Here is a 22,514-nt window from a genome sequence, read left to right as displayed (position 1 = left end):
CGTGGAGAACACCGTTCTGTCGGTGGTCGTGCCGATGTACGACGAGGAGGCGGTGATACCCGCGCTCGTCGCCCGGCTCCGGCCGGTGCTCGACGGCCTCGGGGTCGACTACGAGGTGGTGGCCGTCGACGACGGCAGCGCCGACCGCACCGCCAACCTGCTCTTCGAGCACGGCCGCACCTGGCCCGAGCTGCGCCTGGTCAGGCTGCGCCGCAACAGCGGGCATCAGGCGGCGCTCACCGCCGGCCTGCAACGGGCCCGGGGCGACTGGGTGGTCAGCATCGACGCCGACCTCCAGGATCCGCCGGAGGCCATCGCCGAGATGCTGCGGGTGGCCCGCGAGCAGGGCCTCGACGTGGTCTACGGCGTCCGCTCCGACCGCAGCACCGACAGCGCGTTCAAGCGGCACACGGCCGGTGCGTACTACCGGCTCATGCGCCGGCTGGTCGGCGGCGACGTGCCCGCGCAGGCCGGCGACTTCCGGCTGCTCAGCCGCGACGTCGTCGAGGTGCTCAAGAAGCTGCCCGAGCGGGCGCCCGTGTACCGGCTGCTGGTGCCGTCGCTCGGGTTCGCCTCGGCGGAGGTCGCCTACGCCCGGGAGCGCCGCGCGGCCGGCGAGACCAAGTACCCGCTGCGCCGGATGGTCGCCCTGGCCTGGGACAGCACCGCGAACTTCTCCGCCGCCCCGCTGCGGATCGCCACCTGGCTCGGCGGGCTCGCCTTCGTCGCCTGCCTCGCGCTGATGGTCTTCGGCGTCGTCGTCTGGGCCAACGGCACTGTCATCCCGGGCTGGACCTCGCTGTTCCTGGCCGTGCTCCTGCTCTCCGCCGTGCAGCTGATCTGCCTGGGCCTGCTCGGCGAGTACGTGGCCCGGATCTACCGGACCGTGCAGGACCGGCCGACGTTCCACATCGGATTCGACTCGGCCGCCGGCGAGGCCGGGACGGACGAGGTCAGGTCCGTCGAGATCCCGCAGCAGCGGGCAGCAGCGCTGCCGTGACGCTGCTGCTCACCCGGGCGGCCGACGCACCGGCCGCCCGGTACCGCCGTGCCCCGCGCCCGCTGCTCGCGGCCGTGCCGTGGGCGCTCGTCGCCGCGGCGCTGGCGGGCGCGCTGTACCGGGCGGACGTGCCGGCCGGGGACATCGCGCTCTACGGCCTCTACCTCCTCGCCGGCGTGGTGCTGCCCGGCACGCTGGTGCACCGGGCGGTCCGGGGCAGCCGCGGCAACCTGCCCGAGGACCTCGGCTACGGCGCCGCGACCGGCCTGTTCGTGCAGATCGCCGGCTGGGCGCTGGCCGCCGCCACCGGGCTGCAGGCGCTGCTGATCTGCTGGCCGCTGCTGGTGACGGCGGTCTTCGTGGCCGTACCCGGGCTGCGCCGGCACTGGCGGACCGCAAACCCCGCGCCGCTGCCGCTGCGCTGGTCGTGGCTGATGTGCGGTGTCCTGCTCGGCGTGGTCGCCTGGGGCGCGGCCGCCTGGGCCACCGCGCCGCTGCCGCCCGCCGACACGCTCTACTACCAGGACCTCATGTACCACCTCGCGCTGGTGCACGAGATGACCCGCTCGATGCCGTTCGAGGTACCGCAGCTCGCCGGCGACGCCCTGCGCTACCACTACCTGTCCGACGCCGACATGGCCGCCGCATCCATGATCACCGGCATTCCGCCGGCGACCGTCCTGCTGCGGCTCTGGATGGTGCCGGTCGGCGCGATCGCGGTGCTCGTCCTCGCCGCGCTCGGCCGCGAGGTCAGCGGCCGGTGGTGGGCCGGGCCGCTCGCGGGCGGCGTCGCCCTGCTGGGCCTCCCGCTCGGCTTCGGCGCGCCGATCGAGGCGGCCGGCGGCGGCTCGCTCTCGTTCGTCAGCCCGTCGCAGACGTACGCGATGCCGCTGCTCGGCCTGCTCGTGGCGATCGCGATCGACCTGCTGCGCGGGCGAAGCCTCGGCCCCGCCTGGTTCCTCGCGCCCCCGCTGGCGCTCGCCTGCGCGGGCGCCAAGTCCAGCGCGCTGCCGCCGCTGGTCGCCGGCCTGGCCCTGGCCGGCCTGGTGGTCTGGTGGCGGAGCCGGCGGTTCCCGCGGGCGGCGGCCGGGCTGCTGGCCGCGCTGGTCGCCGCGATGCTGCTCGGCGCCCGGCTCTTCGCCGGCGGGGGAGCGGGAGCGCTGGCCGTGCAGCCGCTGAGCGTGCTGCGCTGGCTGCTGCCCTACGACCGGACGCTGGGCGCCGCCGATGGCGTCGCGCCGGACGGGCTGATCGCGCCCGGCGTGCAGGGCGCCGGGATGGACGGCGGCTGGTTCATCGCCTGGCTGGTCGGCTGGTGGCTGCTCGCCCAGTCGCCGCGGCTGCTCGGCGTGCTGTCCCTGCGGCGGCGCTCGGAGCCCGCGGCCTGGCTGCTGGGCGGGATGGTGGTCGCCGGGGCCGGCGCGGCCTGGACGCTCTGGCACCCCTCGGGCAGCCAGCTCTACTTCTTCCTCTGCGCCGCGCCGTTCGGCGTGCTGTTGACGGTCTGGATGCTCGCCGAGCGGACCCGCCGCTGGTGGGTGCCGCTGTGCGGGCTGGTGGCGGGTGCGCTCTGGGCGCTTGTCGCCCCGGCGGTGGCCGCGCCGGCGCGCGACGCCCTTGGCGGCTGGGCCTGGGTGCTCGCCGTGCCGGTGCTGCGGACGCTCGGCCTGGTGCTGGCGGGCGCGATCCTGGTGCTGGCGCTGCGCCGCAGGCTGCGGGTCCTGGTGACGGCCGGCACCGCCGCGGTGCTCGGCGCGAGCCTGGCGGCCGGGGTGGCGCGGCACATCGAGACGTTGTCGCACGGGACTGAACGCTCTCAGCCGATGACGTCCCGCCTGATCACCCAGGAGGAGATGCGGGCCGCGCTCTGGCTGGACGAGTACGCCGGCAACGACGACGTGGTGGCGACGAACGTGCACTGCGTGGCGATCCGGCAGATCCGGCCGTGCGACGCCCGGGCGTTCTGGGTCGCCGGGCTCGCCGGCCGCCGCACGCTCGTGGAGAGCTGGGGCTACTCCGACGCGGCGGTCGCGGCCAACGGCGTCGGCGGACACACGTACATGCTTCAGCCGCCGCCGGACCCGCTGAAGTACGCCCTGAGCCAGCGGGTGTTCACCGACGCGGACCCGGCCGACCTTGACCTGCTGCGCCGGGAGTACGGCGTGCGGTGGCTCTTCGCCGACGCCCGGGCCGGCGCGGTCGCGCCCGCGCTGAGCACGCTGGCACGACCCCGCTACACCAGCGGCCCGGTAACGATCTACGAGCTGGACGGGCCGAGGTAGGCGTCGAGGGCGGGCAGGTCCGGCACGAACCAGATGTGCCGGCCCCGGTTCGACTCGAGCACCAGGGCGCGCAGCGACGCGCTGGCCTCGACCCGCGCGGAGATGTCGCCGACGATCGCCAGCCGGATCTGGTAGTTCACGAACTTCTGCATGACCTCGCCGGCCAGCCCGGTGCGGAGCTCGAAGAAGTCGTCGCCCAGCCGCGACGCCGGCAGGGCGACCACGTCGGAGCGGGTGAACGCCGAGCCGATGAGGTCGAGGGCGTCCTGCACCTGTGCGAGCACCGGACCGTCCGCGGCGCAGACCAGCACCGGCACGCCGTTGCGCTGGAGTACCTCGTCACTCATCGTCTTCCTCCTTGTCGAGCAGGCCGTTCTCCGGGCCGAGCAGGTCGCCGATCAGCCGCACGATGTCGGCGGTCTCCGCGGGGCCGCCCAGGATCACGACCTTCATCCGGGAGTGGCCCTCGTCGTGGATCGTCTGGATCCGCAGCGGCTCGGCGGAGGCCCGGGGCGCCTGGGCGCCGGCGGTCAGCAGGGTGCTCAGGCGGCTCGCCGACGCCGCGCCGATCCCGTCGATCTGCACGATGCTGGACACCTCGACGTGCCGCCGCCCGGGCTCCGCGGTGGCCGGCTCGCCGGTCAGGGCCGCGAGATCGGCCCGGGTGATCCGGTACTGCTTGCCGATCTTGACCGCCTTGAGCCGGCCGTCGCGGACGTAGTTGCGCACCGTCCGCACGTGCAGGCCCAGCAGCTCCGCCACCTGCTCTATCGAGTACAGGTCACTCCTCATCGCTCCCTATCCTTCATCTTTCCGAGGAGTATGCGGTATGAATGTTACCCGGCCCATCCGCCACGGGTGAGGTGGCCGGTGCCTGCGCCCGGTGATGATCGACACGTGACAGCCGAGCCTTGGATCCATTGGGCGCCATCGTCGCGGGCCCTGGTCCTGACGGTCGGGCTCATGATGGCGGTCGCCATCACCGGGCATTACGGGCCGCCCGGGAGCATGCTCGTCGCCGGGCCGCTCGGCGCCCTGCTCCTGCTGCTCCTGGCCCGCTCCGCCGGGCTCGACGCGGACGACGTCGGCCTCGGCCGCCGGTCCTGGCGCCGCGGCGCCGCGTACGCGCTGGTCTGCATCGCGGCGGTCGCCGTCGTCTACCTGATCGGCGCCGCGCTGCCGGCCACCCGGACCGCGTTCCTCGACGAGCGGTACCGCTCGGACATGGGCACGGCGCTGCTTACCGCGTTCGTGGTGATCCCGCTCGGCACGATCCTCTTCGAGGAGGTCGCCTTCCGCGGGGTGCTGTGGGGGCTGCTGCGCAGGGACTGGGGTACCACCACGGCGACCTTGGTGTCGTCCCTGTTCTTCGGGTTCTGGCACGTGCTGCCGTCGCTGCGCCTCAACCAGGTGAACCCGGCCGTCACCAAGATGGTCGGCTCGGGCCCGGCCGGGCAGGTCCTGGCCGTCACCGGCGCCGTGCTGTTCACCGGCGCGGCCGGGCTGCTCTTCTGCGAGCTGCGCCGGCGCAGCGGCAGCCTGCTGGCCCCGATCGGCCTGCACTGGGCGGTCAACGGCCTCGGCGTCCTGGTCGCCGCCGGGCTGGCGGGATGAAACCTGTGGTGAGCGATGGAGAGGACGTACCGGAGATGACGACCACGACCTCGCGGACACAGGCACCCCCGGAGCCGGAGCAGCCGCCGGAGCCGCGGCGCGGCCTGTGGTGGCGGCTGCTGCACCGCTGGCACTACGGCTTCGTCGGGGTGCTCGGCGCGGTGACCTGCTTCTGCCTGTCGCTGACCCCGTCGCTGCTGCCCCGCGGGCCCGGCCTCCAGGCCGTGATCGGCGGCATCTCGGCGGCCATCGGCTACGGATTCGGCGCGCTGGCGGTGTGGCTGACCAGCAAGCTGCTCAACCGGCCGATGCCCCGGCCAGGCCGGCTGGCCTGGCGGATCCTGGCCGCCGTCTCCGCGGTCGCCGTGCTGGTCATGCTGTACCTGGGCGCCGCCTGGCAGCGGGACATCCACGAGCTGATGGGCGTCGACGCGCCGGCGCGGCCGCGCTATCTGGTCGTCCTGCCGCTCGCCCTGCTCCTCGGTGTCGGGCTGGTCGGCCTGATGCGGGCGCTGCGCCACCTGGCCCGCGTCACCGGCCGGCTGCTCGGGCGGGTCATCCCGGCGTCGACCGCCCGGGTGATCACCGGCCTCGCGGTCGTCCTGCTCGCGCTCGGCGTGCTCAACGGCGTGGTGCTCGACGGGTTCTTCGCCATCACCGACAACAGCTTCAAGGCGATAAACGCCGAGACCGAGCCCGACGCCGCCCAGCCCACCGATCCGCTGCGCTCCGGCGGCCCCGGCTCGCTGGTGTCCTGGGCCTCGCTGGGCAAGCAGGGCCGCAACTTCGTCTCCGGCGGGCCGACCACGGACCAGCTGCGCGCCTTCGGCGGCATCCGCGTCGAGCAGCCGATCCGGGTGTACGCCGGGCTGGACTCCGCGGAAACCTCGCGGGAGCGGGCCGCGCTCGCGGTCGAGGAGTTGCAGCGCACCGGCGCGTTCGACCGCAAGGTGCTCCTCGTGATCACCACGACCGGCACGGGCTGGGTCGACTCGGGCGGCGTCGACCCGCTGGAGTACATGTACAACGGCGACACGGCGATGGTCGCACTTCAGTACTCCTACCTGCCCAGCTGGCTGTCGTTCCTGGTCGACAAGGAACGCGCCCGGCAGGCCGGCCGGGACCTGTTCAACGCGGTGTACGGCGCCTGGTCGAAGCTGCCGCTGAGCCAGCGGCCGAAGCTGCTGCTGTTCGGCGAGAGCCTCGGCTCGTTCGGCGCGGAATCGGCGTTCAGCGGCGCCGACGACATCCGCAACCGGGTGGACGGGATGCTGCTGGTCGGCCCGCCGAACCGCAACGAGCTGTGGCGCGAGTTCGTCGCCGACCGCGACCCGGGCACGCCGGAGATCCTGCCGACCTACGAGAACGGCGCCACGATCCGCTTCGCCCGCGACCCGGCCACCGACCTGGACCGGCCCACGCCGACGTGGGCGTCACCGCGGGTCGTGTACCTACAGCACCCCTCGGATCCGATCGTGTGGTGGGGCCCGCGGCTGATGGTGAGCCGCCCCGACTGGCTGGCGGAGCCGCGCGGCGCCGACGTGTCACCCGACATCCGTTGGTACCCGATGGTGACGTTCTGGCAGGTCACGGCGGACATGGCGTTCTCAACCGGTGTGCCGGACGGGCACGGCCACAGCTACGGCGCTGAGCCGGTCGCCGCCTGGGCGGACATCGCCCCGCCGGAGGGCTGGACGCCCCAGCGGACCGCGGACCTCACCGCGCTCATCGCCGCAGGCGGCGGTGACTGAGCCCACCCGCGGCGGAAAACCCATGCAACTTCGCTACATGAGGTAGCAGGTTGAGCGGAGGTCGGGTTAACCCTACTGTCGAATGGGCGGACAGCGGGATCGGTTGGGAGGCCGCCGATGCCTAACGTCAATGACATGATTACCGCACCCGCCCCGGGAGAGCTGGCACCCAGCGTGGCCCAGCGCCTCCTCCGCCAGCTTGGGCTGGACACCCTGTACATCATGATCGGCTTTCCGCTCGGCCTGATCACGATCGTGCTCTTCACGACCGGCTTCTCCCTGGGCATCGGCACGCTGATCATCTGGATCGGCCTGCCGGTGCTGGTGGCCACGTTCATGATGGCGCGCGGATTCGCCATCCTCGAGCGGGTACGCCTGGGTGCGGTCTTCGGCCGCCCGGCGCCGCCCGTCCTCTACAAGCGGGCACCGGACGGCGCGAGCCTGGTGCGCCGGATCCTCACCCCGCTCGGCGACGGCCAGTCCTGGCTCGACCTGGTGCACGGCATCTTCCGGTTCATACCCAGCACTATCGCGTTCAGCTTCGCCATCACCTGGTGGGTCGGCGCGCTCGCCGGCCTCACCTTCCCGCTCTGGGACTGGTCGATCCCGCGCGGACCCGACGACCAGGACCTGCCGATGTTGCTCGGCCTCGGCGACGCGTACTCCACCCGGGTCATCTTCCACATGGCGATCGGCTTCTTCTTCGCCGGCACGCTGTACCCGGTGATCCGCGGGGCGACGCTGCTCGAGGCGCTCTTCGCCCGTGGCCTGCTCTGCGGGGTCAACGAGCTGCGTGAGCAGGTCGCCGAGGCGCAGGCGGCGCGGGACATCGCCCAGGCGCAGAAGACCGCGGCCGTGTCCGCCGAGGCGACCGCGCTGCGCCGCCTCGAGCGGGACATCCACGACGGCCCGCAGCAGCGGCTCGTCCGGCTCGCCATGGATCTGGGCCGCGCCGAGCAGCAGTTCGCCACCGACCCGGAGGCGGCCCGGGCCACCGTCGCCGAGGCGCTCAGCCAGACCCGGGAGACCCTGGACGAGCTGCGGGCACTGTCCCGCGGCATCGCGCCGCCGATCCTGGTCGACCGTGGCCTGCCCGCGGCGCTGACCGCGCTGGCCGGCCGGTGCACGGTCCCGGTCGACCTGGACGCCCCGCACCTGTCCCGCCTGGACCCGGCCGTCGAGTCGACCGCGTACTTCGTGGTGGCCGAGGCGCTCACCAACGTCGCCAAGCACAGCCACGCCACGGAGGTCCGGGTCAGCGTCGAGCCGGCCACGACGGGCCTGCTGATCGTCGTCACCGACGACGGCATCGGCGGCGCGAGCCTGGCCAAGGGCCACGGGCTGGCGGGCCTGTCCGACCGGGTACAGGCGGCCGGCGGCGTGATGAGCGTGGAGAGCCCGGCCGGCGCCGGAACCACCCTTACGGCGGCCATTCCGTTCTGATGGGGGCCCGACGGGCGCACGGCGCCCGTTAGGCTCCTCGGCATGCGGGTGGTGATAGCCGACGACGCCGTGCTCTTGCGCGAGGGTCTGATCCGGCTGGTGGAAGAGAACGACTGCACCGTCGTCGCGGCCGTCGGCGACGGTCCGTCGCTCGTCGAGGCGATCACCACCTATCGGCCGGACGTGTCCATCGTGGACGTCCGGATGCCGCCGACCCACACCGACGAGGGGCTGCGCGCCGCCGTCGAGGCCCGGGGCAAGGTGCCCGGCAGCCCGGTGCTGGTGCTCTCGCAGTACGTCGAGGTCGAGTACGCCGACGACCTGCTCGCCGACCGCCTGGGTGCGGTCGGCTATCTGCTCAAGGACCGGGTCGCGGAGATCGCCGAGTTCATGGACGCGCTGCGCCGGGTGTCGGCCGGCGGCACCGTGCTCGACCCCGAGGTCGTCGGCCAGCTGCTGGTCCGGCGCCGCCGCGACGACCCGCTGCGCAACCTCACCCCACGCGAGCGCGAGGTCCTCGGCCTGATGGCGGAGGGCCGCTCCAACACGGCGATCGCCCGCAAGATCGTGGTGACCGAGGGCGCGGTGGAGAAGCACGTCCGCAACATCTTCACCAAGCTCGATCTCGCCCCCGACACCGAGCAGCACCGCCGGGTGCTGGCAGTGCTGGCCTACCTGCAGTCGTAGGGTTAGCCCTACCATCGAAGCGCCAGGTCACCGGATCGATAGCTGGTGGCTTTCTCCCTAGCGTCTGTTGGCATGAAGCAAACGGAGAATGTCACCGGATTCGCGGCACGGGCCGCGCTGTGGAGTGCGCGGCATCGCACCGTCGCGATACTCGGATGGATCGCCTTCGTCGTCGGCATCACCATCGCGAGTGGACAGATCGGCTCTCACGAGGCGACGATGGCCGACCAGGGGCACGGGGAATCGGGCCGGGCCGACAGGATCGTCGAGCAGGCCGGCTTCCCGGTCCGGCCGGCCGGCGAGATGGTCCTGATCCAGGGCGCGGACCGGGACAAGGCCGTCGCCGACGTCACGAAGACCCTGACCGGCCGGGCGGGCGTCGCCGCCGTCGCCGAGCCGCTGGTCTCGCCGGACGGCGGGTCGACGCTCGTGCCGTTCACCATGAGCGGCGACCCGGAGACCGCCAAGGACCGGGTCCTGCCCCTGCTCGACGCCGTTGCCGAGGTGCAGCAGCGGCACCCCGGCGTGCTCGTCGCGGAGGCGGGCGACGCCAGCGGCGACAAGCTCATCGGCGACTCGCTCGACGAGGGGCTGACCCGGCTGTCGATGCTCTCCATCCCGGTCTCGCTCGGCATCCTGCTCGTCGCGTTCGGGGCGGTCGTCGCCGCCGTGCTGCCGGTCGGCCTCGCCGTCACCGCCGTCGTCGCCGCGTTCGGCCTGCTCGCGGGGGCGAGCCGATTCGCGCCGACCGTCGACGAGACGATGCACGTGATGCTGCTTGTCGGCCTCGCGGTCGGCGTCGACTACTGCCTGTTCTACATCCGCCGGGAGCGCGACGAGCGCCGCAACGGCGCCGATCCGCATCGGGCGCTGGTCATCGCCGCGCAGACGTCCGGCCGGTCGATCTGGATCTCCGGCCTGACCGTCATCGTGGCCATGTCCGGCATGTTCTTCACCCAGGACGCCACGTTCACCAGCTTCGCGGTCGGCACGATCCTGGTGGTGGCCACCGCGGTGCTCGGCTCGCTGACCGTGCTCCCCGCGCTGCTCTCGGCGCTGGGCGACCGGGTCGACGCGCTCAAGATCCCGGGCCTGTACCGCCGGCGCAACGAGGGCCGGGTCTGGGGTGCGGTGCTGCGGGTCGTGCTGGCCCGGCCGCTGATCTCCACGGTGCTGGCCGTCGGCGTGCTGGGCGTGCTCGCCGCGCCGATGCTCGACATGCGGACCAAGGGCGAGAGCATCGAGGACGTGTCGCCGAACTCGTCGATCGTGCAGACCTACGTGAAGATCAACGAGGCCTTCCCGAGCGAGACCGTACCGGCCGAGGTGGTCGTCAAGGCGCCGACCGTGCGCGGCGCGCGGTTCGACGCCGCGCTCGCGGACTTCCGCCGGGCCGCGGCGGCGACCGGCCAGCTCCGCGAGCCGATCGACGTGCGGGTCAACCCGGCGGGCACGGTCGCGGTCGTCTCGGTCGGCCTGGCCGGCAACGGCAGCGACCGCACCTCGGAACGCGCCGTTGAGCTGCTGCGCGGCGGCGTGGCGACGGACGCCTTCGGCAAGGTGCCGGGCGCGACGGTCGCCGTCACCGGTGACACCGCCGGGAGCATGGACTTCAACAAGCGGCTGGACGAGTCCCTGCCGTGGGTGTTCGGCTTCGTCCTGGGGCTGGCGTTCCTGCTCCTGCTGGTCTCGTTCCGCTCGGTGGTGGTCGCGGTCACCGGCGTGGTGCTCAACCTGCTGTCGGTCGCGGCGGCCTACGGAATGCTGGTCTTCATCTTCCAGTACGGCCACTTCGAGTCGTTGCTGGAATTCAAGTCCGGCGGCGGCATCACCAACTGGATGCCGCTGTTCCTCTTCATCATCCTGTTCGGACTCTCGATGGACTACCACGTCTTCGTGCTGAGCCGGATCCGTGAGGGCCACGACCGGGGCCTGCCGACCCGCCAGGCGGTCTCACAGGGCATCGGCGGCACGGCGGGCGTGATCACCAGCGCCGCGGTGGTCATGGTGGCGGTCTTCGCGCTCTTCGCGACCCTCCCGCTCACCGCCACCAAGGAACTGGGCGTAGGCCTGGCGGCGGCGGTCCTGCTGGACGCGACAATCATCCGCGCCGTGCTGCTGCCGGGGGTGATGGCCCTGCTGGGCGAGAAGAACTGGTGGCTACCCCGCTGGCTCGGCTGGCTCCCGGAAATCGCCCACGAACCACCCCCGGCGGTGGAGCCGGAGGCGCAGGACCGGGAACTGGTCCCGACGGCCTGACCGGAGAGAACCAAGAGGGGCGGCCGAACCGGCCGCCCCTCTTTCAGCACGGCCGAACCGGCCGCCCTGCCTCCAGCACGGCCGAACCGGCCGCCCTGCCTTCAACACGGCCGAACCGGCCGCCCTGCCTTCAACACGGCCGAACCGGCCGCGATTCCTTCAGCCCGGCGGCCCCGGCCACGGCCTCGCGTTGCAGCCAGGCCGGGTGGTGTGCCACGGAACTTCGCTGTGTCCGTACGGAATCAGCTCTTGAAAGCGTCCTTGATGTTCTCGCCGGCCTGCTTGAGCTTCGACGTGCTCTGGTCCGCCTTGCCTTCGGCTTCGAGGCGCTCGTCGTCGGTCGCCCGGCCGACGCCCTCCTTGACCTTGCCGCCCAGCTCTTCGGCCTTGTTGTCGATCTTGTCTTCGGCACCCATGGGGGACCTCCAGGTCTAGTGGCGTACGCCTGGACCGTTACCCGCCGTGCCGATCGTCAATCCCGAACGGGCGTAAAAAGTTGCCCAGCGGCAACTATGCGGCCTGCCACGCCGGTGCCGGCATCAGCGATCCCGACTCCCGCAGCAGCTCGCCGAACCGGTCCGCCGGCATCGGCGGCGCGAAGTAGTACCCCTGCGCGGCGATGTACCCCAGCGCCAGCAACTGCTCCGCCTGCTCGGCCGTCTCGACACCCTCCGCGACCGGGTGCAGGCCCAGCACCTGCGCCAGGTGGATCACCGCGGCGGAGACCGGCGGACGGCCGTCGACCTGCGCCTGGGTGAACGAGCGGTCCAGCTTGATCTCGTCGATCGGGCATTCGTGCAGCAGCGTCAGGGTCGAGTGGCCGGTGCCGAAGTCGTCGAGCGACACCCGCACACCCAGGTCCCGCAGCCCGTGCAGGTTGATGATCGACTGGCCCGGTTCCAGGGCCATCGTCTCGGTCACCTCGACGACGATGCGGTCCGGTGCCAGGCCGAACTCCTTGAGCAGGGCCGCCATGCCGTCCACGAACTCGGGCTCGCGCAGGTCGCGGGCCGACACGTTGACGTTCATGACGCCCGGCGCCTCGTCGCCGTGCTCGCTGATCCAGCTCGCGAGCTGGGCGAACGCCGTGCGCATCACCCACTGGCCGAGCGGGACGATCAGGCCGGTGCGCTCGGCGACCGGGATGAAGCTGTCCGGACCGCAGGTGCCGCGGGTCGGGTGCGCCCAGCGGATCAGCGCCTCGGAGCCCATGATCCGGCCGTCGTCCAGCGAGACGATGGGCTGGTAGAGCAGGAAGAGCTGATCGTTCTCGAGCGCCTCGCGCAGCTCCGCGCCGAGGTGGGCGTGCTCCGTGCCGTTCGCGGCCATGCTCGCGTCGTAGTGCAGGCTGGCCGTGCCGGGCAGCTTCTTCGCCGCGTACATCGCGATGTCGGCGTGCCGCAGCAGCAGTGAGGCCTCGTCGCCGGAGCGGCCGTCGGCGATGCCGATGCTGGCGCGGATCGGCAGCTCGTGGCCGTCGGCGTAGACGGGCTGGCGGAGCGAGTTCATCATCCGTCCGGCGGCCAGGTCCGCGGCGGCCGGGTCGGCGCCGTCCAGGACCACGACGAACTCGTCGCCGCCGAGGCGGGCGACGGTGTCCTCGGCGCGGACGCAGTCGGCGAGGCGCCGCGCGACGGCGACCAGCAGCAGGTCGCCGACCTCGTGCCCGAGGGTGTCGTTGACCTCTTTGAAGTCGTCCAGGTCGATGAGCGCCACCGCGACCGGCCGGTCGCCCGGCGCGGTCAGGGCCTGCTGTAGCCGGGAGTTGAACAGCACCCGGTTCGGCAGCTGGGTCAGGGCGTCGTGCTTGGCGCCGTGGTCGAGGCGCTCCAGCAGCCGGCCGTTGTCGTGGAAGGCGGTGAGCTGGCGCAGCACCACGAGCGCCGTGATCAGCACGGCGGCGGCGACCACGACGGTCTCCTCGGTGCTGCGGCCCATCGTCACGGCGATCAGCAGCCCGTCGACCGCGGCGACGGCGGCGTACGGGAGCAGGCTGAACGTGCGGCGCCGCGGTGCGACGACCCCACGGCGCGGCGCGAGGCCGAGGCCGGTGCCGGCGGTGCCGCGCTGGCATGCCGCGGCGAAGGTGGCCAGGAAGTAGACGATCGGCGTCGTGGCCAGGTCGGGGAAGAGGTGCGGATCGACCGCCTCGAACGGCCCGCGGAACAGCGGCCCGACCGAGCCGACGATCATGGCGAACGTGATCAGCCGCAGGGCGCCGTTGTCGACGAAGAGGTGGCTGGAGACCACGAACCTGGCCAGCGCGAAAACGGCGAACAGGGTGATAACGGTGACGAAGAGGGACACGTAGACGGCGCTGCGGTCGCCGCTGTTCAGCGCGTCCCGGGTCGCGTAGTGCCAGACGAAGACCGCCGCGGCCAGCATGAGGGTGCTGGCGTCGAGCACGACCCGGAGCACCTCGCCCGAGGTTCGCGTGCCCAGCGGGAGCCGGTACAGGGCGTAGACGACGCACAGCACGCCGGCGCCGCAGAAGGCCAGCATGACCATCCCGCTCTGCGGGCCGCGCGGGTCGTCCGTGGTCAGCACGTCGACGGCCTTGACCGTGGTACCGGCGCCGACGAAGGCGACCGCGTAGGTCAGGTGCCGCCAGAAGCGGCGGGTCGGCTCGGGCAGCGACGCGGTCCCGGCGGTGCGGAGGAAGGCCAGGAAGACGACGATCACCCCCGCCGAGGACGGCAGCCAGAGGATCAGCTTCGGTCCGAACGGGTGCAGGTAGTCGGCGATCACCAGCAGCAGGGACACGAGCGCGATGGCGCCCGAGGCGCGCAGCAGCCGGTCATGGCGCGCGAGAGGCACCTCAGACGCGCCCATCAGCCAGCTCCTTCGGTCGGTTCCGTACCGCCCTGATCGGTCAGCGGGCGCCCGGCGTGAGTATTTGCACCCCACCTCCTCGTCCGGCGACCCCGAGCCGTCACCTCCGGTTTGCCCCCGCCTCGCCTCGCCGCCACGACCGGCTCAGCCTGTGCCCATACGGTGACGCCTCCGCCGGAGGAACTGGGAGGTACCCGAAGAGTGCTGCGCGCCGCCGTCGACGCCGATCGCGACATCGTGCTCACCTGGCGTAACCATCCCGACGTGCGGGCGGTCAGCCTGACCCGGCACGTCATCGCGCCGGAGGAGCACGCGCGCTGGTGGGCGGGGATCGCCGGTGATCCGGACCGGCACCTGCTGATCCACGACGACACCGGCGTCGTCATCTTCGACACCCGCGCGGACCCGCCCGCCTGGAGCTTCTACCTCGACGTCGCGGGCCTGGGGCCGAACCTGCTCAAGGCCTGGATGCGGCTGGAGCGGGAGGCCGTGGAGTACGCCTTCGGCGACCTGGGGCTGACCCGGCTCGGCGGGGAGACCCTGGCGACCAACGCGCCGGTGCTCGCGCTGCACCGGCGCTTCGGCTTCACCGAGCGGCGCCGGTACGAGCGACTGGTCGACGGCACGCCGCAGACCGTGGTGTGGACCGAGAGAGGGAAATCGCAGTGATCGTCAACGACGTGGAGATCGGTGCCGGCCGGCGGCCGTACATCGTGGCCGAGATGTCCGGCAACCACAACGGCTCCCTCGACCGGGCGCTGGCCCTGGTCGACGCCGCCGCCGAGGCGGGCGCGCACGCCATCAAGATCCAGACCTACACGGCCGACACCATGACCGTCGACGTCCGGCACCCGCGCTTCCGGATCTCCCAGGACCACCAGTTGTGGGGCGACCAGTACCTCTACCAGCTCTACGAGCGGGCGCACACCCCGTGGGAGTGGCACGAGGCGATCTTCGAGCACGCCCGGGGCCGGGGCCTGACCCCCTTCTCCAGCCCGTTCGACCGGACCGCCGTCGACCTGCTGGAGAAGCTGAACGCGCCGATGTACAAGATCGCGTCGTCGGAGATCACCGACCTGCCGTTGATCCGGCTCTGCGCGGGCACCGGCAAGCCGCTGATCATCTCGACCGGCATGGCCGACGTGCGGGAGATCGCCGCGGCGGTCGACGCGGCCCGCGGCGCCGGCGCCCGGGACCTGGTCGTGCTCTCCTGCACCGCGTCGTACCCGGCGCCGCCCGAGCACACCAACCTGCGCCGCATCCCGGTGCTGGCCGAGGCGTTCGGCGTGCCGATCGGCCTGAGCGACCATACGCTCGGCATCGGCGTGCCGATCGCCTCCGTGTCCTTCGGCGCCTGCCTGATCGAGAAGCACGTGACCCTGGACCGCGGCGACGGCGGCGTCGACTCCGCCTTCTCCCTCGAACCGGCCGAGCTGGGCAGCCTGGTCGTCGAGTCGGAGCGGGCCTGGCAGGCGCTGGGCACCACCGCCATCGGCCCGACCGAGGCGGAGAAGGAGGGCCTGCGGTTCCGCCGCTCCCTCTACGTGGTCGCCGACGTCCGGGCGGGCGACGTCGTCACCGAGGACAACGTCCGCTCCATCCGGCCCACCGGCGGACTGGCACCGGACGCCATCGGCCTGGTGCTCGGCCGCACCTTCACCCGGGACGCGGCCAAGGGCACGCCGCTCACCTGGGACCTGATCTGAGAGGCACGGACAACAACGGTGTGGCTCAACGCGAACGGCAAGGAACTCCAGTGGTTCCTGGAGTCGGCATCGGTCTACTGGGAGAAGAACCTCCCGCGGCCGACTGACGACTCCGTCATCCTGGTGGAGGCCTTCCACCAGGACATCCGCGTGAACCTGCGCAACCTGGCGTTCGCGAACGCCATCCGCCGGCTGCGACCGGCCCGGATGGTGGTACTGACCGGGGTCGAGGAGCAGTGGCGGCGCACGCTCTGGAGCGGCTTCGACGTCGCCAAGGTCCGCGAGATCGCGGAGGCGTTCGGCGCGGGCGAGGTGATCGACGTCTGGGACCGGGTCCGCGCGATGACCACGGCCGGTGCCGAGGATCCCACCCTGCTCGCATACACCGACGCCACCTACTGCCGCCTGGCCAAGGTGCCGCGGCTGCCCGCCGGCCACCGCGACCGCCCGGACTACCGGCTGCGGCACGCGTACGCCACCCGGCTCTTCGAGCTCTATCAGGGCCTGTTCGCGGCCGGCAACGTCGTGGCGCTGGTGACCAGCCACGTCGACTACGACCAGTGGGGGCTGGCCGTCGAGTCCGCCCGGCGGGCCCGGGTGCCGATCATCCACACCCAGCAGACCGGCTGCCTGAAGGCGTACGGGCTGTTCCCGGAGGCCGACACCGGCACCGGTACGTTCCGCGAGGAGCTGACCCGGCAGATCGGCGACGTCTTCGAGACGCAGGTGTGGCCGCGCCGCGAGGAGCTGAGGCCGATCGCCGAGCTCGTCGCCTGGCGCGCCAAGGTCAACCTGGGCCGGCCGAGCTGGTGGCGCGGCGGGGTGACCGCCTCGGTGGACCTGAACAACCCGGCGGAACGGGAGCGGCTGCGCAGCCACGTCGTCGGCCGGCTGGGCTTCGTACCGGACAGACCGGTCGTCACCGTCTTCAACCACGCGGTCTCCGACGCGCTGGGCACCAACCGAGAGCTCTTCGCGAGCCTCGCCGACTGGTTCGCCGACACCGCGGCGTACGCGGCCGAGCACCCCGAGGCGCAGTGGCTGTTCCTGGACCACCCGAGCCAGGCACTCTACGACTCGACCGGCTTCTTCGACTCGGTCGCGGCGGCACACCGCAGGTCCAAGCACCTGGCGTTCCGGCCGAGCGCCACGCTGAGCAAGAACGCGCTCTGGAGCCTCACCGACCTGGGCGTCACCGTGCGGGGCAGCGTGAGCAACGAGCTGCCCGCGTACGGCATCCCGGTGATCCAGGCCGGCTGGTCGGAGTGGAGCTCGTGCGGGCTGTCCACGGTGGTCGACGACCGGGACGCGTACTTCAAGACCCTCGAACAGGGCATCACCGCGATCCGCGACGGCGCGGACCTGGTCACCGAGGAGCAGGTCCGCCGCGCCCGGCTCTGGCTCTGGCTGTACCGCAGCGGCACCGACGTGGTCACCCCGCTCGTGCCGCAGTGGGAGGTCTGGCCGGCCGACGTGCTGCTCAAGACGATGCGCGCGACGTTCCGGCACATCGAGGCCGACGCCGACCCGCTCTTCACCGCGGTCGAGCGGATGTGGACCCGGCGGGAGCCGATGCTGACCCGGACGGACCTCTCCTCATGATCGGCACCTGGTTCGCCACCGACTACGACGTCGCGCCGACCGCCATCGAGCTGCCGGCGGACGTCGCCGGCGGCCGGGAGGACGGCGTCTGCGTCGTCGACCAGGTGGTCCGCGGCACCGGCATCGTCGGCCGCGTCTCCGGCGACCACGGCGCGGTCGGGCTCAAGGTGATCAGCCCGGGCGTCGCCACCCGGGTCACGGTCGTGGTCCACCTCGACGAGCTGGCGACCCGCTGGTGGTCCGACCGCGTGCGCCCACAGCGCTTCGCGCCCGAACAGCCGCGGCTGGTGCTGATCCGCGCGCAGGGCGAGCTGCGCGGCGCCGCGCTGCTCTGCCGGCCGCAGGGCCTGCGGCGGGCGGGCGGCGCGAAGGCCGCGGTCTCCTTCGACCTGACGGCCGGTGAGCTCGACGGCGACGGCCTGCTGATGGTCGAGCTCGCCGAGCCGCCGCGGCCGCCGTGGGTGGCCGGGCGGCTTGCCGCGCGCTCGGCCCTCGGCGTCCGGATAGACCAGATTTCCGTACGCGCACAGCCGCCGACACCCGCAGACGACGGCGCACCGGATCCGACGGGCTGCGACCTGGCGCTGCTGACACCGAACCCGCCGGAGCGCTTCCGGCTCGAGGTGACGGCCGTGCCGCCGGCGCCGCCGCTGCCGCGCTCCCCGTCGAACAGGTGGACCCGGCGCCGGCCGGCCCGCGCCGGATTCAAGGTGCTCCGGGCCGCCCGTCGCGCGGGCACCCGGGTGGTCGCCGAGGTCAACCGGTCCCGGCCGGGCACCGTGCGCGCCGTGCACGCGGTCGAACTGCTGACCGGCGTACCGGTGGCGGTCGAGGTGGTGGCGAGCGGGCCCGGCGGCACCGACCTGCGGCTGACCGGCCCGGCGCGGGGCCCGGTCCTGCTCGGTCTCGAACGCCCCGACCGCGGCCTGTCCTGCCGGATCGTGCCGGCGCCATGATCCATCGCCCGGCGCTCGGCGCCGACCCGGTGGCCAACCGGCGGCTGCTCCAGCAGGTGCTGGACACGGTCACCGCCGGAAAGCTGGAGCTGCCGCCCGGCGTGCACGTCATCGCCGACGGGCTGCGGGTGCCCGCCGGCTGGACCATCCGCGGCGCGGAGGTGGCCGGCGCGGGCGGCGGCCGGCCCGGCACCTGGCTCGAGTCGATCGGCGCGACCGGCCACCCGGTCCTGCACATCGTCGGCTCGGACGTCGCGGTGAGCGATCTCGGGCTGCGGCCGCCGCCGGCCGACCCGGGCGAGCACGGCGGCGACCGCGGCACGGCGGTGACGGTCGGCGACTACCTCTACGCGGACGCTCCGGAGTGGATCGCCCGGGTCGACCTGCGCCGCCTGCACGTCGACCGGCCCGGCGCCCGGCACGCGAACTGCGTCGCGCTGATGGGCGCGATCCGCGACGTCACCCTGCACGACGTCACGATCCGTGGCGGCTACACGGGCGTCGCCGTGCACTGGGGTGCGGTGGCCGACGACGTGTCCACGATCGTCGGCCCGACCTACCACCCGCACCGGCTCACCATCACCGACCTGCGGGTGCGCGACGCGATCGAGGGCTTCTACCTCAGCTCCGTGCACGACGTCCGGGTCGAGGGTGCCTGCCTGCGCGACGTGGAGATGGGCTTCCGGCTGCTGCCGGGCGACAACACCGACCGGTTCGTCGGCTCGCCGGTGGTCGGCTCCGCGATCACCATCGCCGACGTCTGCGTCCGCTGGCACGGCCCGCGGTACGCCGTCCGGGTCGCGGGCTGGGGCCGCAGCGAGATCGACGGGGTGGTCAGCGTGCTGCGCTACCGCGACGCAGAGATCCGCGGCTGCACCCTGCGCGGTGCCGGCACCGGCGAGACGTGGTCGCCGATGGTGATCGAGCGGGCCGAGGGCGTCCGGCTGCGCGACAACGTGTTCGAGAGCGGCTCGCCCGGCGACTCCACGGCGTGCTGTGTCCGCGCGGTCCGGGTGTGAGTCGGCCGGGTACCTGCCCGGCGGACGCCGCGCGGGCCCGCCGCCGGGGCCGCGTGACGCTGGGCTAGCGTTGGCCCGTGGCCGAGGTTCGGGAACCGATGGAGCCGGAACCGATGGATCCGGACGTCGACCTGAGCACCCCGGCCGGCCGCGCCGAGCTCGGCCCGCACGCGCTGCCGGTGCTGGCGGCGATCTCCGCCGGTGGCGTGCTCGGCGCACTGGCCCGCTGGGGCATCGGGGCGGCCTGGCCGCACGACCCGCGTGCCTTCGCCTGGTCGACGTGGACGATCAACCTGACCGGCTGCCTGCTGATCGGCGTCCTGATGGTGTTCGTCACGCGGGTGTGGCCGCGGCGGCGGCTGATCCGCCCGTTCTGGGGCGTCGGCGTGCTCGGCGGCTACACCACGTTCTCGGGCGCGTCCGTCGACGCCCTGCGGGCCGCGCCGGGCACGGGCCTGATCTACGTGGCGGCGACGCTTGTCGGCGCGCTGCTCGCGGTCTGGGCCGGCACCGCGGCCGGCGAGGCGATGGTCCGGCGATGACCCTGCTGCTGGTTGCCCTCGGCGCGGCGGTCGGCGCCCCGCTGCGTTACCTGACCGACCGGGCGGTGCAGGTCCGGTTCGGCTCGGCGTTCCCCTGGGGCACGTTCGCGGTCAACGTGGCGGGCTCGCTGCTGCTCGGCCTCCTCGTCGGGCTGCCCGTCGCGCCGTGGCTCGCGAGCCTGCTGGGCACCGGCTTCTGCGGCGCCCTGACGACGTACTCGACGTTCAGCTACGAGGTGCTGCACCTGGGCCGGGCCGGCGGCCGGCCGCGCGCCGCGGCGTACGCGATCGGCAGCGTCCTAGCCGGGCTCGCCGCCGCCGGCGCGGGCCTGCTCATCGCCGCGGCGATCGCCTGAATCAGCTACCCGGGAAGAGCAGCTCGCCGAGCGCCTTGTCGTTGAGCGGCTCCGCGAAGTAGTAGCCCTGCCCCAGCTCGCAGTTGCCGTCGGTCAGCTCGCTGAGCTGCCCGGCGTCCTCGATACCCTCGGCGATCGTCGACAGGTTCAGCGCCTGGCCGAGCTGGATGATGCCCAGCGTCAGCGCCGCGGCCGCCGGCACGTCGCCGACGTCGTCGACGAAGGACTTGTCGATCTTGATGATGTCGACCGGGAAGCGGCGCAGGTACGCCAGGCTCGAGTAGCCGGTGCCGAAGTCGTCGATCGCCAGCCGGACGCCCAGGTCCTTGATCTCTTCGAGCTGCTGGAGCGTCGAGACCCGGTGGTGCACCAGCAGGGACTCGGTCAGCTCGATCACCAGGCAGGCCGCGGGCAGGCCGCTGCTCGCCAGCGCCGCCGCCACCACCCGGGGCAGGTCCGTCTGGTCCAGCTGGACCGCCGAGATGTTGACGCTCACGGTCAGCGGCTGCTTGCCGTCCCGGCGGGCGTTCCACCGCGCCGCCTGGCGGCAGGCCTCGCGCAGCACCCACTCGCCGATCGGGACGATCATGCTGGTTTCCTCGGCCATCGGGATGAAGTCCAGCGGCGGGATGATGCCCCGGTCCGGGTGCTGCCAGCGGACCAGCGCCTCCAGGCCGGTGATCTCGCCGGTCTTCAGCTGCACGATCGGCTGGTAGCGCAGCTCGAACTCGTGCCGGATCACCGCCCGGCGCAGGTCGGCCTCCATCTGGAGGCTGGCCTGGAAGGCGGCCTGTAGCGCCGGTTCGAAGACCTCAAGGCGGTCCTTGCCCTGCTTCTTCGCCTGGTACATCGCCAGGTCCGCGGCGACCATCAGCTCCTGCGCCTCCCGGGCGCCGGCCGCCGTGTGCGCGACGCCGATGCTGCAACTGACGAACGTCTCCTTGCCGCCGAGGTCGAACGGCTCGCGGGTCGCCTCGAGGATCCGGCCCGCCAGCGCGACGGACTCGTCCGTACCGGCCGAGGGCGCCAGCAGCACCGCGAACTCGTCGCCGCCCAGGCGTGCCGCCGTGTCGTCGGGGCCAAGGCAGGCCGTGATGCGCTCGGCGACCTCGACCAGCAGCTGGTCGCCCGCCGCGTGGCCGAGCGAGTCGTTGACCACCTTGAAGCGGTCCAGGTCGACGAAGAGCATCGAGATGCCGTGGTCGCCCTGCTCCGCCGCGACGAACGCCCGCTCCAGCCGGGCCTGGAACAGGGCGCGGCTGGCCAGTCCGGTCAGCGAGTCGTGGAACGCCTCGTTCATCGCCTCGAGGGTCCGCGCGTCGGTCAGCGCCAAGCTGACGTGCTCGGCGAACGCGCGGAGCACGTCCTGTGCCGCCTTGTCCCACGAGCGCGGCGCGACGTGCGTTCCGACCGTCAGGCAGCCGACGACCTCGCCGTTCTCGTGCACGGGTACGGCCATCACGGCCCGCATGCCGGAGCTGACGACCGCCGGGATCGCGATCGGCGAGGCCGCGTAGTCCTCCACCATGACCAGTTCGTCGCCCAGCACGGCGAGGCCCGCCACGCCGGCCGACCGCAGCGGCACGCGCTTCATCTTCGGCAGGATGTCGGGGGCGAAGCCCACGTTGGAGACCATGCTGCCGACCGACGGGTCGTCGCGCTCCAGCAGGTTCAGCGAAGCCGTCTCCAGGCCGAGCAGTTCGGCGGCGCTGCAGGTGATGGCGTCCAGGATCTCTTGCAGCGGTGCGCGGCGGGCGATCAGCCGCTGGATCCGGGTGAGGTGCTCGAAGAGCCGCTGCCGTTCCTGGAGCGAGTCGACCAGGCGGTCGTTCTCCTGCACCTGGCGGCGCTCGCTCTCGATGACCTTCAGGGCGCGCAGGCTCAGTTCGAGCACGCGGGCCATGGCGCGTAGCAGGCAGACGTCCTCGTCGGTGAAGTCCTGGCCGGTGCGGCCGAGCACCAGCACGCCGGGCGTCTCGCCGCCGATCGGGGCGCCGATGGCCGCGTACCCGGTGCCGCCCAGCGTCAGCGTGCCGCGGCGACCGGCGCCGACCTCCGCCAGCGCGGCGGGCCGGAGCTGGTCGGCGAGCACGCCGATGGTGGAGACCACGCGCCCGTCGATGACCAGCGCGGCGGTCTCGGCGTCGAGAGCGCGCGCCGCGCATTCCACTGCCGCCAACTGTGCGGCCGGCCCGTCCGGCCGGTCAGCGACCGCGGAGAGGAACTCCGTCAATCGCTGTGTTGCGAGCATGCCCATGACCTGGACTGTCGGTATACGGGGGCCGGAGTTGAGGCCTTTGCCTCGATTGTCGATGTGAGCCCGCTTTGTTAGGCGGGCCACTCCGGGTGGGGACGGCCAGGTGGAGATCGGCCCTGCGCCCCAAAAGAGGATGTCGATGGCCGTTTGTGCCATTCTTCTCACGTTCAGTTAGTAACTGATCACCGGTGGTTGTCAAAGGCCCACC

General features: G+C 72.7%; 19 protein-coding genes. 14 read left to right on the top strand and 5 right to left on the bottom strand.

Features of this window, described 5'->3' with window-relative positions:
* The first annotated feature begins 1 nt into the window (after position 1).
* A complete protein-coding gene (locus BJ971_RS36810) occupies positions 2–1,000 on the top strand; it encodes a glycosyltransferase family 2 protein (protein ID WP_203709509.1) in 999 nt (332 codons plus the stop codon).
* Positions 997–3,282, top strand: a complete 2,286-nt coding sequence (locus BJ971_RS36805) for a hypothetical protein (RefSeq protein WP_184997912.1) — start codon at positions 997–999, stop codon at positions 3,280–3,282. Before BJ971_RS36810 ends, BJ971_RS36805 begins: the two co-directional genes overlap by 4 nt.
* On the opposite strand, the gene BJ971_RS36800 is transcribed toward BJ971_RS36805, so the two are convergent.
* The gene (locus tag BJ971_RS36800) at positions 3,258–3,629 is read right to left on the bottom strand and encodes a DUF4180 domain-containing protein (RefSeq protein ID WP_184997911.1); all 372 of its coding nucleotides are present in this window, start codon (positions 3,627–3,629) and stop codon (positions 3,258–3,260) included. The genes BJ971_RS36805 and BJ971_RS36800 overlap by 25 nt on opposite strands.
* A complete protein-coding gene (locus BJ971_RS36795; protein WP_184997910.1) occupies positions 3,622–4,074 on the bottom strand; it encodes a helix-turn-helix domain-containing protein in 453 nt (150 codons plus the stop codon). Before BJ971_RS36795 ends, BJ971_RS36800 begins: the two co-directional genes overlap by 8 nt.
* Positions 4,075–4,179: 105 nt before the next feature.
* Between BJ971_RS36795 and BJ971_RS36790 the strand changes: the two genes are divergently transcribed.
* The 5 genes from BJ971_RS36790 to BJ971_RS36770 all read left to right on the top strand — a co-directional run bounded on the left by BJ971_RS36790 (position 4,180) and on the right by BJ971_RS36770 (position 11,036).
* Positions 4,180–4,896: a CPBP family intramembrane glutamic endopeptidase gene (locus BJ971_RS36790; RefSeq protein WP_239087667.1), complete on the top strand. Its 717-nt coding sequence runs from the start codon at positions 4,180–4,182 to the stop codon at positions 4,894–4,896.
* A gap of 8 nt (positions 4,897–4,904) precedes the next feature.
* Entirely contained in the window at positions 4,905–6,647 is a 1,743-nt protein-coding gene (locus tag BJ971_RS36785; RefSeq protein ID WP_203709507.1) for an alpha/beta hydrolase, read from the top strand.
* A 135-nt stretch (positions 6,648–6,782) separates the two neighbouring features.
* Positions 6,783–8,090: a sensor histidine kinase gene (locus BJ971_RS36780; RefSeq protein WP_239087666.1), complete on the top strand. Its 1,308-nt coding sequence runs from the start codon at positions 6,783–6,785 to the stop codon at positions 8,088–8,090.
* A 42-nt stretch (positions 8,091–8,132) separates the two neighbouring features.
* Positions 8,133–8,777, top strand: coding sequence for a response regulator (locus BJ971_RS36775; protein WP_184997908.1), 645 nt, complete (start codon positions 8,133–8,135; stop codon positions 8,775–8,777).
* Positions 8,778–8,849: 72 nt separating this feature from the next.
* The gene (locus BJ971_RS36770; RefSeq protein WP_184997907.1) at positions 8,850–11,036 is read left to right on the top strand and encodes an MMPL family transporter; all 2,187 of its coding nucleotides are present in this window, start codon (positions 8,850–8,852) and stop codon (positions 11,034–11,036) included.
* Between the two features lie 242 nt (positions 11,037–11,278).
* On the opposite strand, the gene BJ971_RS36765 is transcribed toward BJ971_RS36770, so the two are convergent.
* Positions 11,279–11,452 (bottom strand): CsbD family protein, encoded by a 174-nt coding sequence (locus BJ971_RS36765; RefSeq protein WP_184997906.1) that lies wholly within the window; start codon positions 11,450–11,452, stop codon positions 11,279–11,281.
* A 94-nt stretch (positions 11,453–11,546) separates the two neighbouring features.
* Positions 11,547–13,868 carry a putative bifunctional diguanylate cyclase/phosphodiesterase gene (locus BJ971_RS36760; RefSeq protein WP_184997905.1) on the bottom strand — a complete coding sequence of 774 codons (2,322 nt, stop codon included), beginning with the start codon at positions 13,866–13,868 and terminating at the stop codon, positions 11,547–11,549.
* Between the two features lie 201 nt (positions 13,869–14,069).
* On the opposite strand from BJ971_RS36760, the gene BJ971_RS36755 reads away from it, so the two are divergent.
* The 7 genes from BJ971_RS36755 to crcB all read left to right on the top strand — a co-directional run bounded on the left by BJ971_RS36755 (position 14,070) and on the right by crcB (position 20,049).
* A complete protein-coding gene (locus BJ971_RS36755; protein ID WP_184997904.1) occupies positions 14,070–14,537 on the top strand; it encodes a GNAT family N-acetyltransferase in 468 nt (155 codons plus the stop codon).
* Entirely contained in the window at positions 14,534–15,574 is a 1,041-nt protein-coding gene (pseI, locus tag BJ971_RS36750) for a pseudaminic acid synthase (RefSeq protein ID WP_184997903.1), read from the top strand. The genes BJ971_RS36755 and pseI overlap by 4 nt, the downstream gene beginning before the upstream one ends.
* Positions 15,575–15,592: 18 nt before the next feature.
* Positions 15,593–17,176 (top strand): hypothetical protein, encoded by a 1,584-nt coding sequence (locus tag BJ971_RS36745; protein ID WP_184997902.1) that lies wholly within the window; start codon positions 15,593–15,595, stop codon positions 17,174–17,176.
* Positions 17,173–18,132, top strand: coding sequence for a hypothetical protein (locus tag BJ971_RS36740; RefSeq protein WP_184997901.1), 960 nt, complete (start codon positions 17,173–17,175; stop codon positions 18,130–18,132). Before BJ971_RS36745 ends, BJ971_RS36740 begins: the two co-directional genes overlap by 4 nt.
* On the top strand, positions 18,129–19,151 hold the full coding sequence (locus tag BJ971_RS36735) for a right-handed parallel beta-helix repeat-containing protein (protein WP_239087665.1): 1,023 nt from the start codon (positions 18,129–18,131) through the stop codon (positions 19,149–19,151). The genes BJ971_RS36740 and BJ971_RS36735 overlap by 4 nt, the downstream gene beginning before the upstream one ends.
* Before the next feature lie 98 nt (positions 19,152–19,249).
* Complete coding sequence (locus BJ971_RS36730; protein WP_203709514.1) at positions 19,250–19,693, top strand: fluoride efflux transporter FluC; 444 nt, start codon at positions 19,250–19,252, stop codon at positions 19,691–19,693.
* Positions 19,690–20,049, top strand: coding sequence for a fluoride efflux transporter CrcB (gene crcB / locus BJ971_RS36725; RefSeq protein ID WP_184997900.1), 360 nt, complete (start codon positions 19,690–19,692; stop codon positions 20,047–20,049). Before BJ971_RS36730 ends, crcB begins: the two co-directional genes overlap by 4 nt.
* Before the next feature lies 1 nt (position 20,050).
* Here crcB and BJ971_RS36720 read toward each other — a convergent pair whose 3' ends face one another.
* Positions 20,051–22,306: a putative bifunctional diguanylate cyclase/phosphodiesterase gene (locus BJ971_RS36720; protein ID WP_184997899.1), complete on the bottom strand. Its 2,256-nt coding sequence runs from the start codon at positions 22,304–22,306 to the stop codon at positions 20,051–20,053.
* Positions 22,307–22,514 lie beyond the last annotated feature (208 nt).

The organism is Amorphoplanes digitatis (assembly GCF_014205335.1).
In the GTDB taxonomy this organism is placed as follows: domain Bacteria; phylum Actinomycetota; class Actinomycetes; order Mycobacteriales; family Micromonosporaceae; genus Actinoplanes; species Actinoplanes digitatus.
The sequence above is the reverse complement of the archived record's forward strand: the minus strand, read 5'-3'. Positions and strand labels throughout refer to the sequence as shown.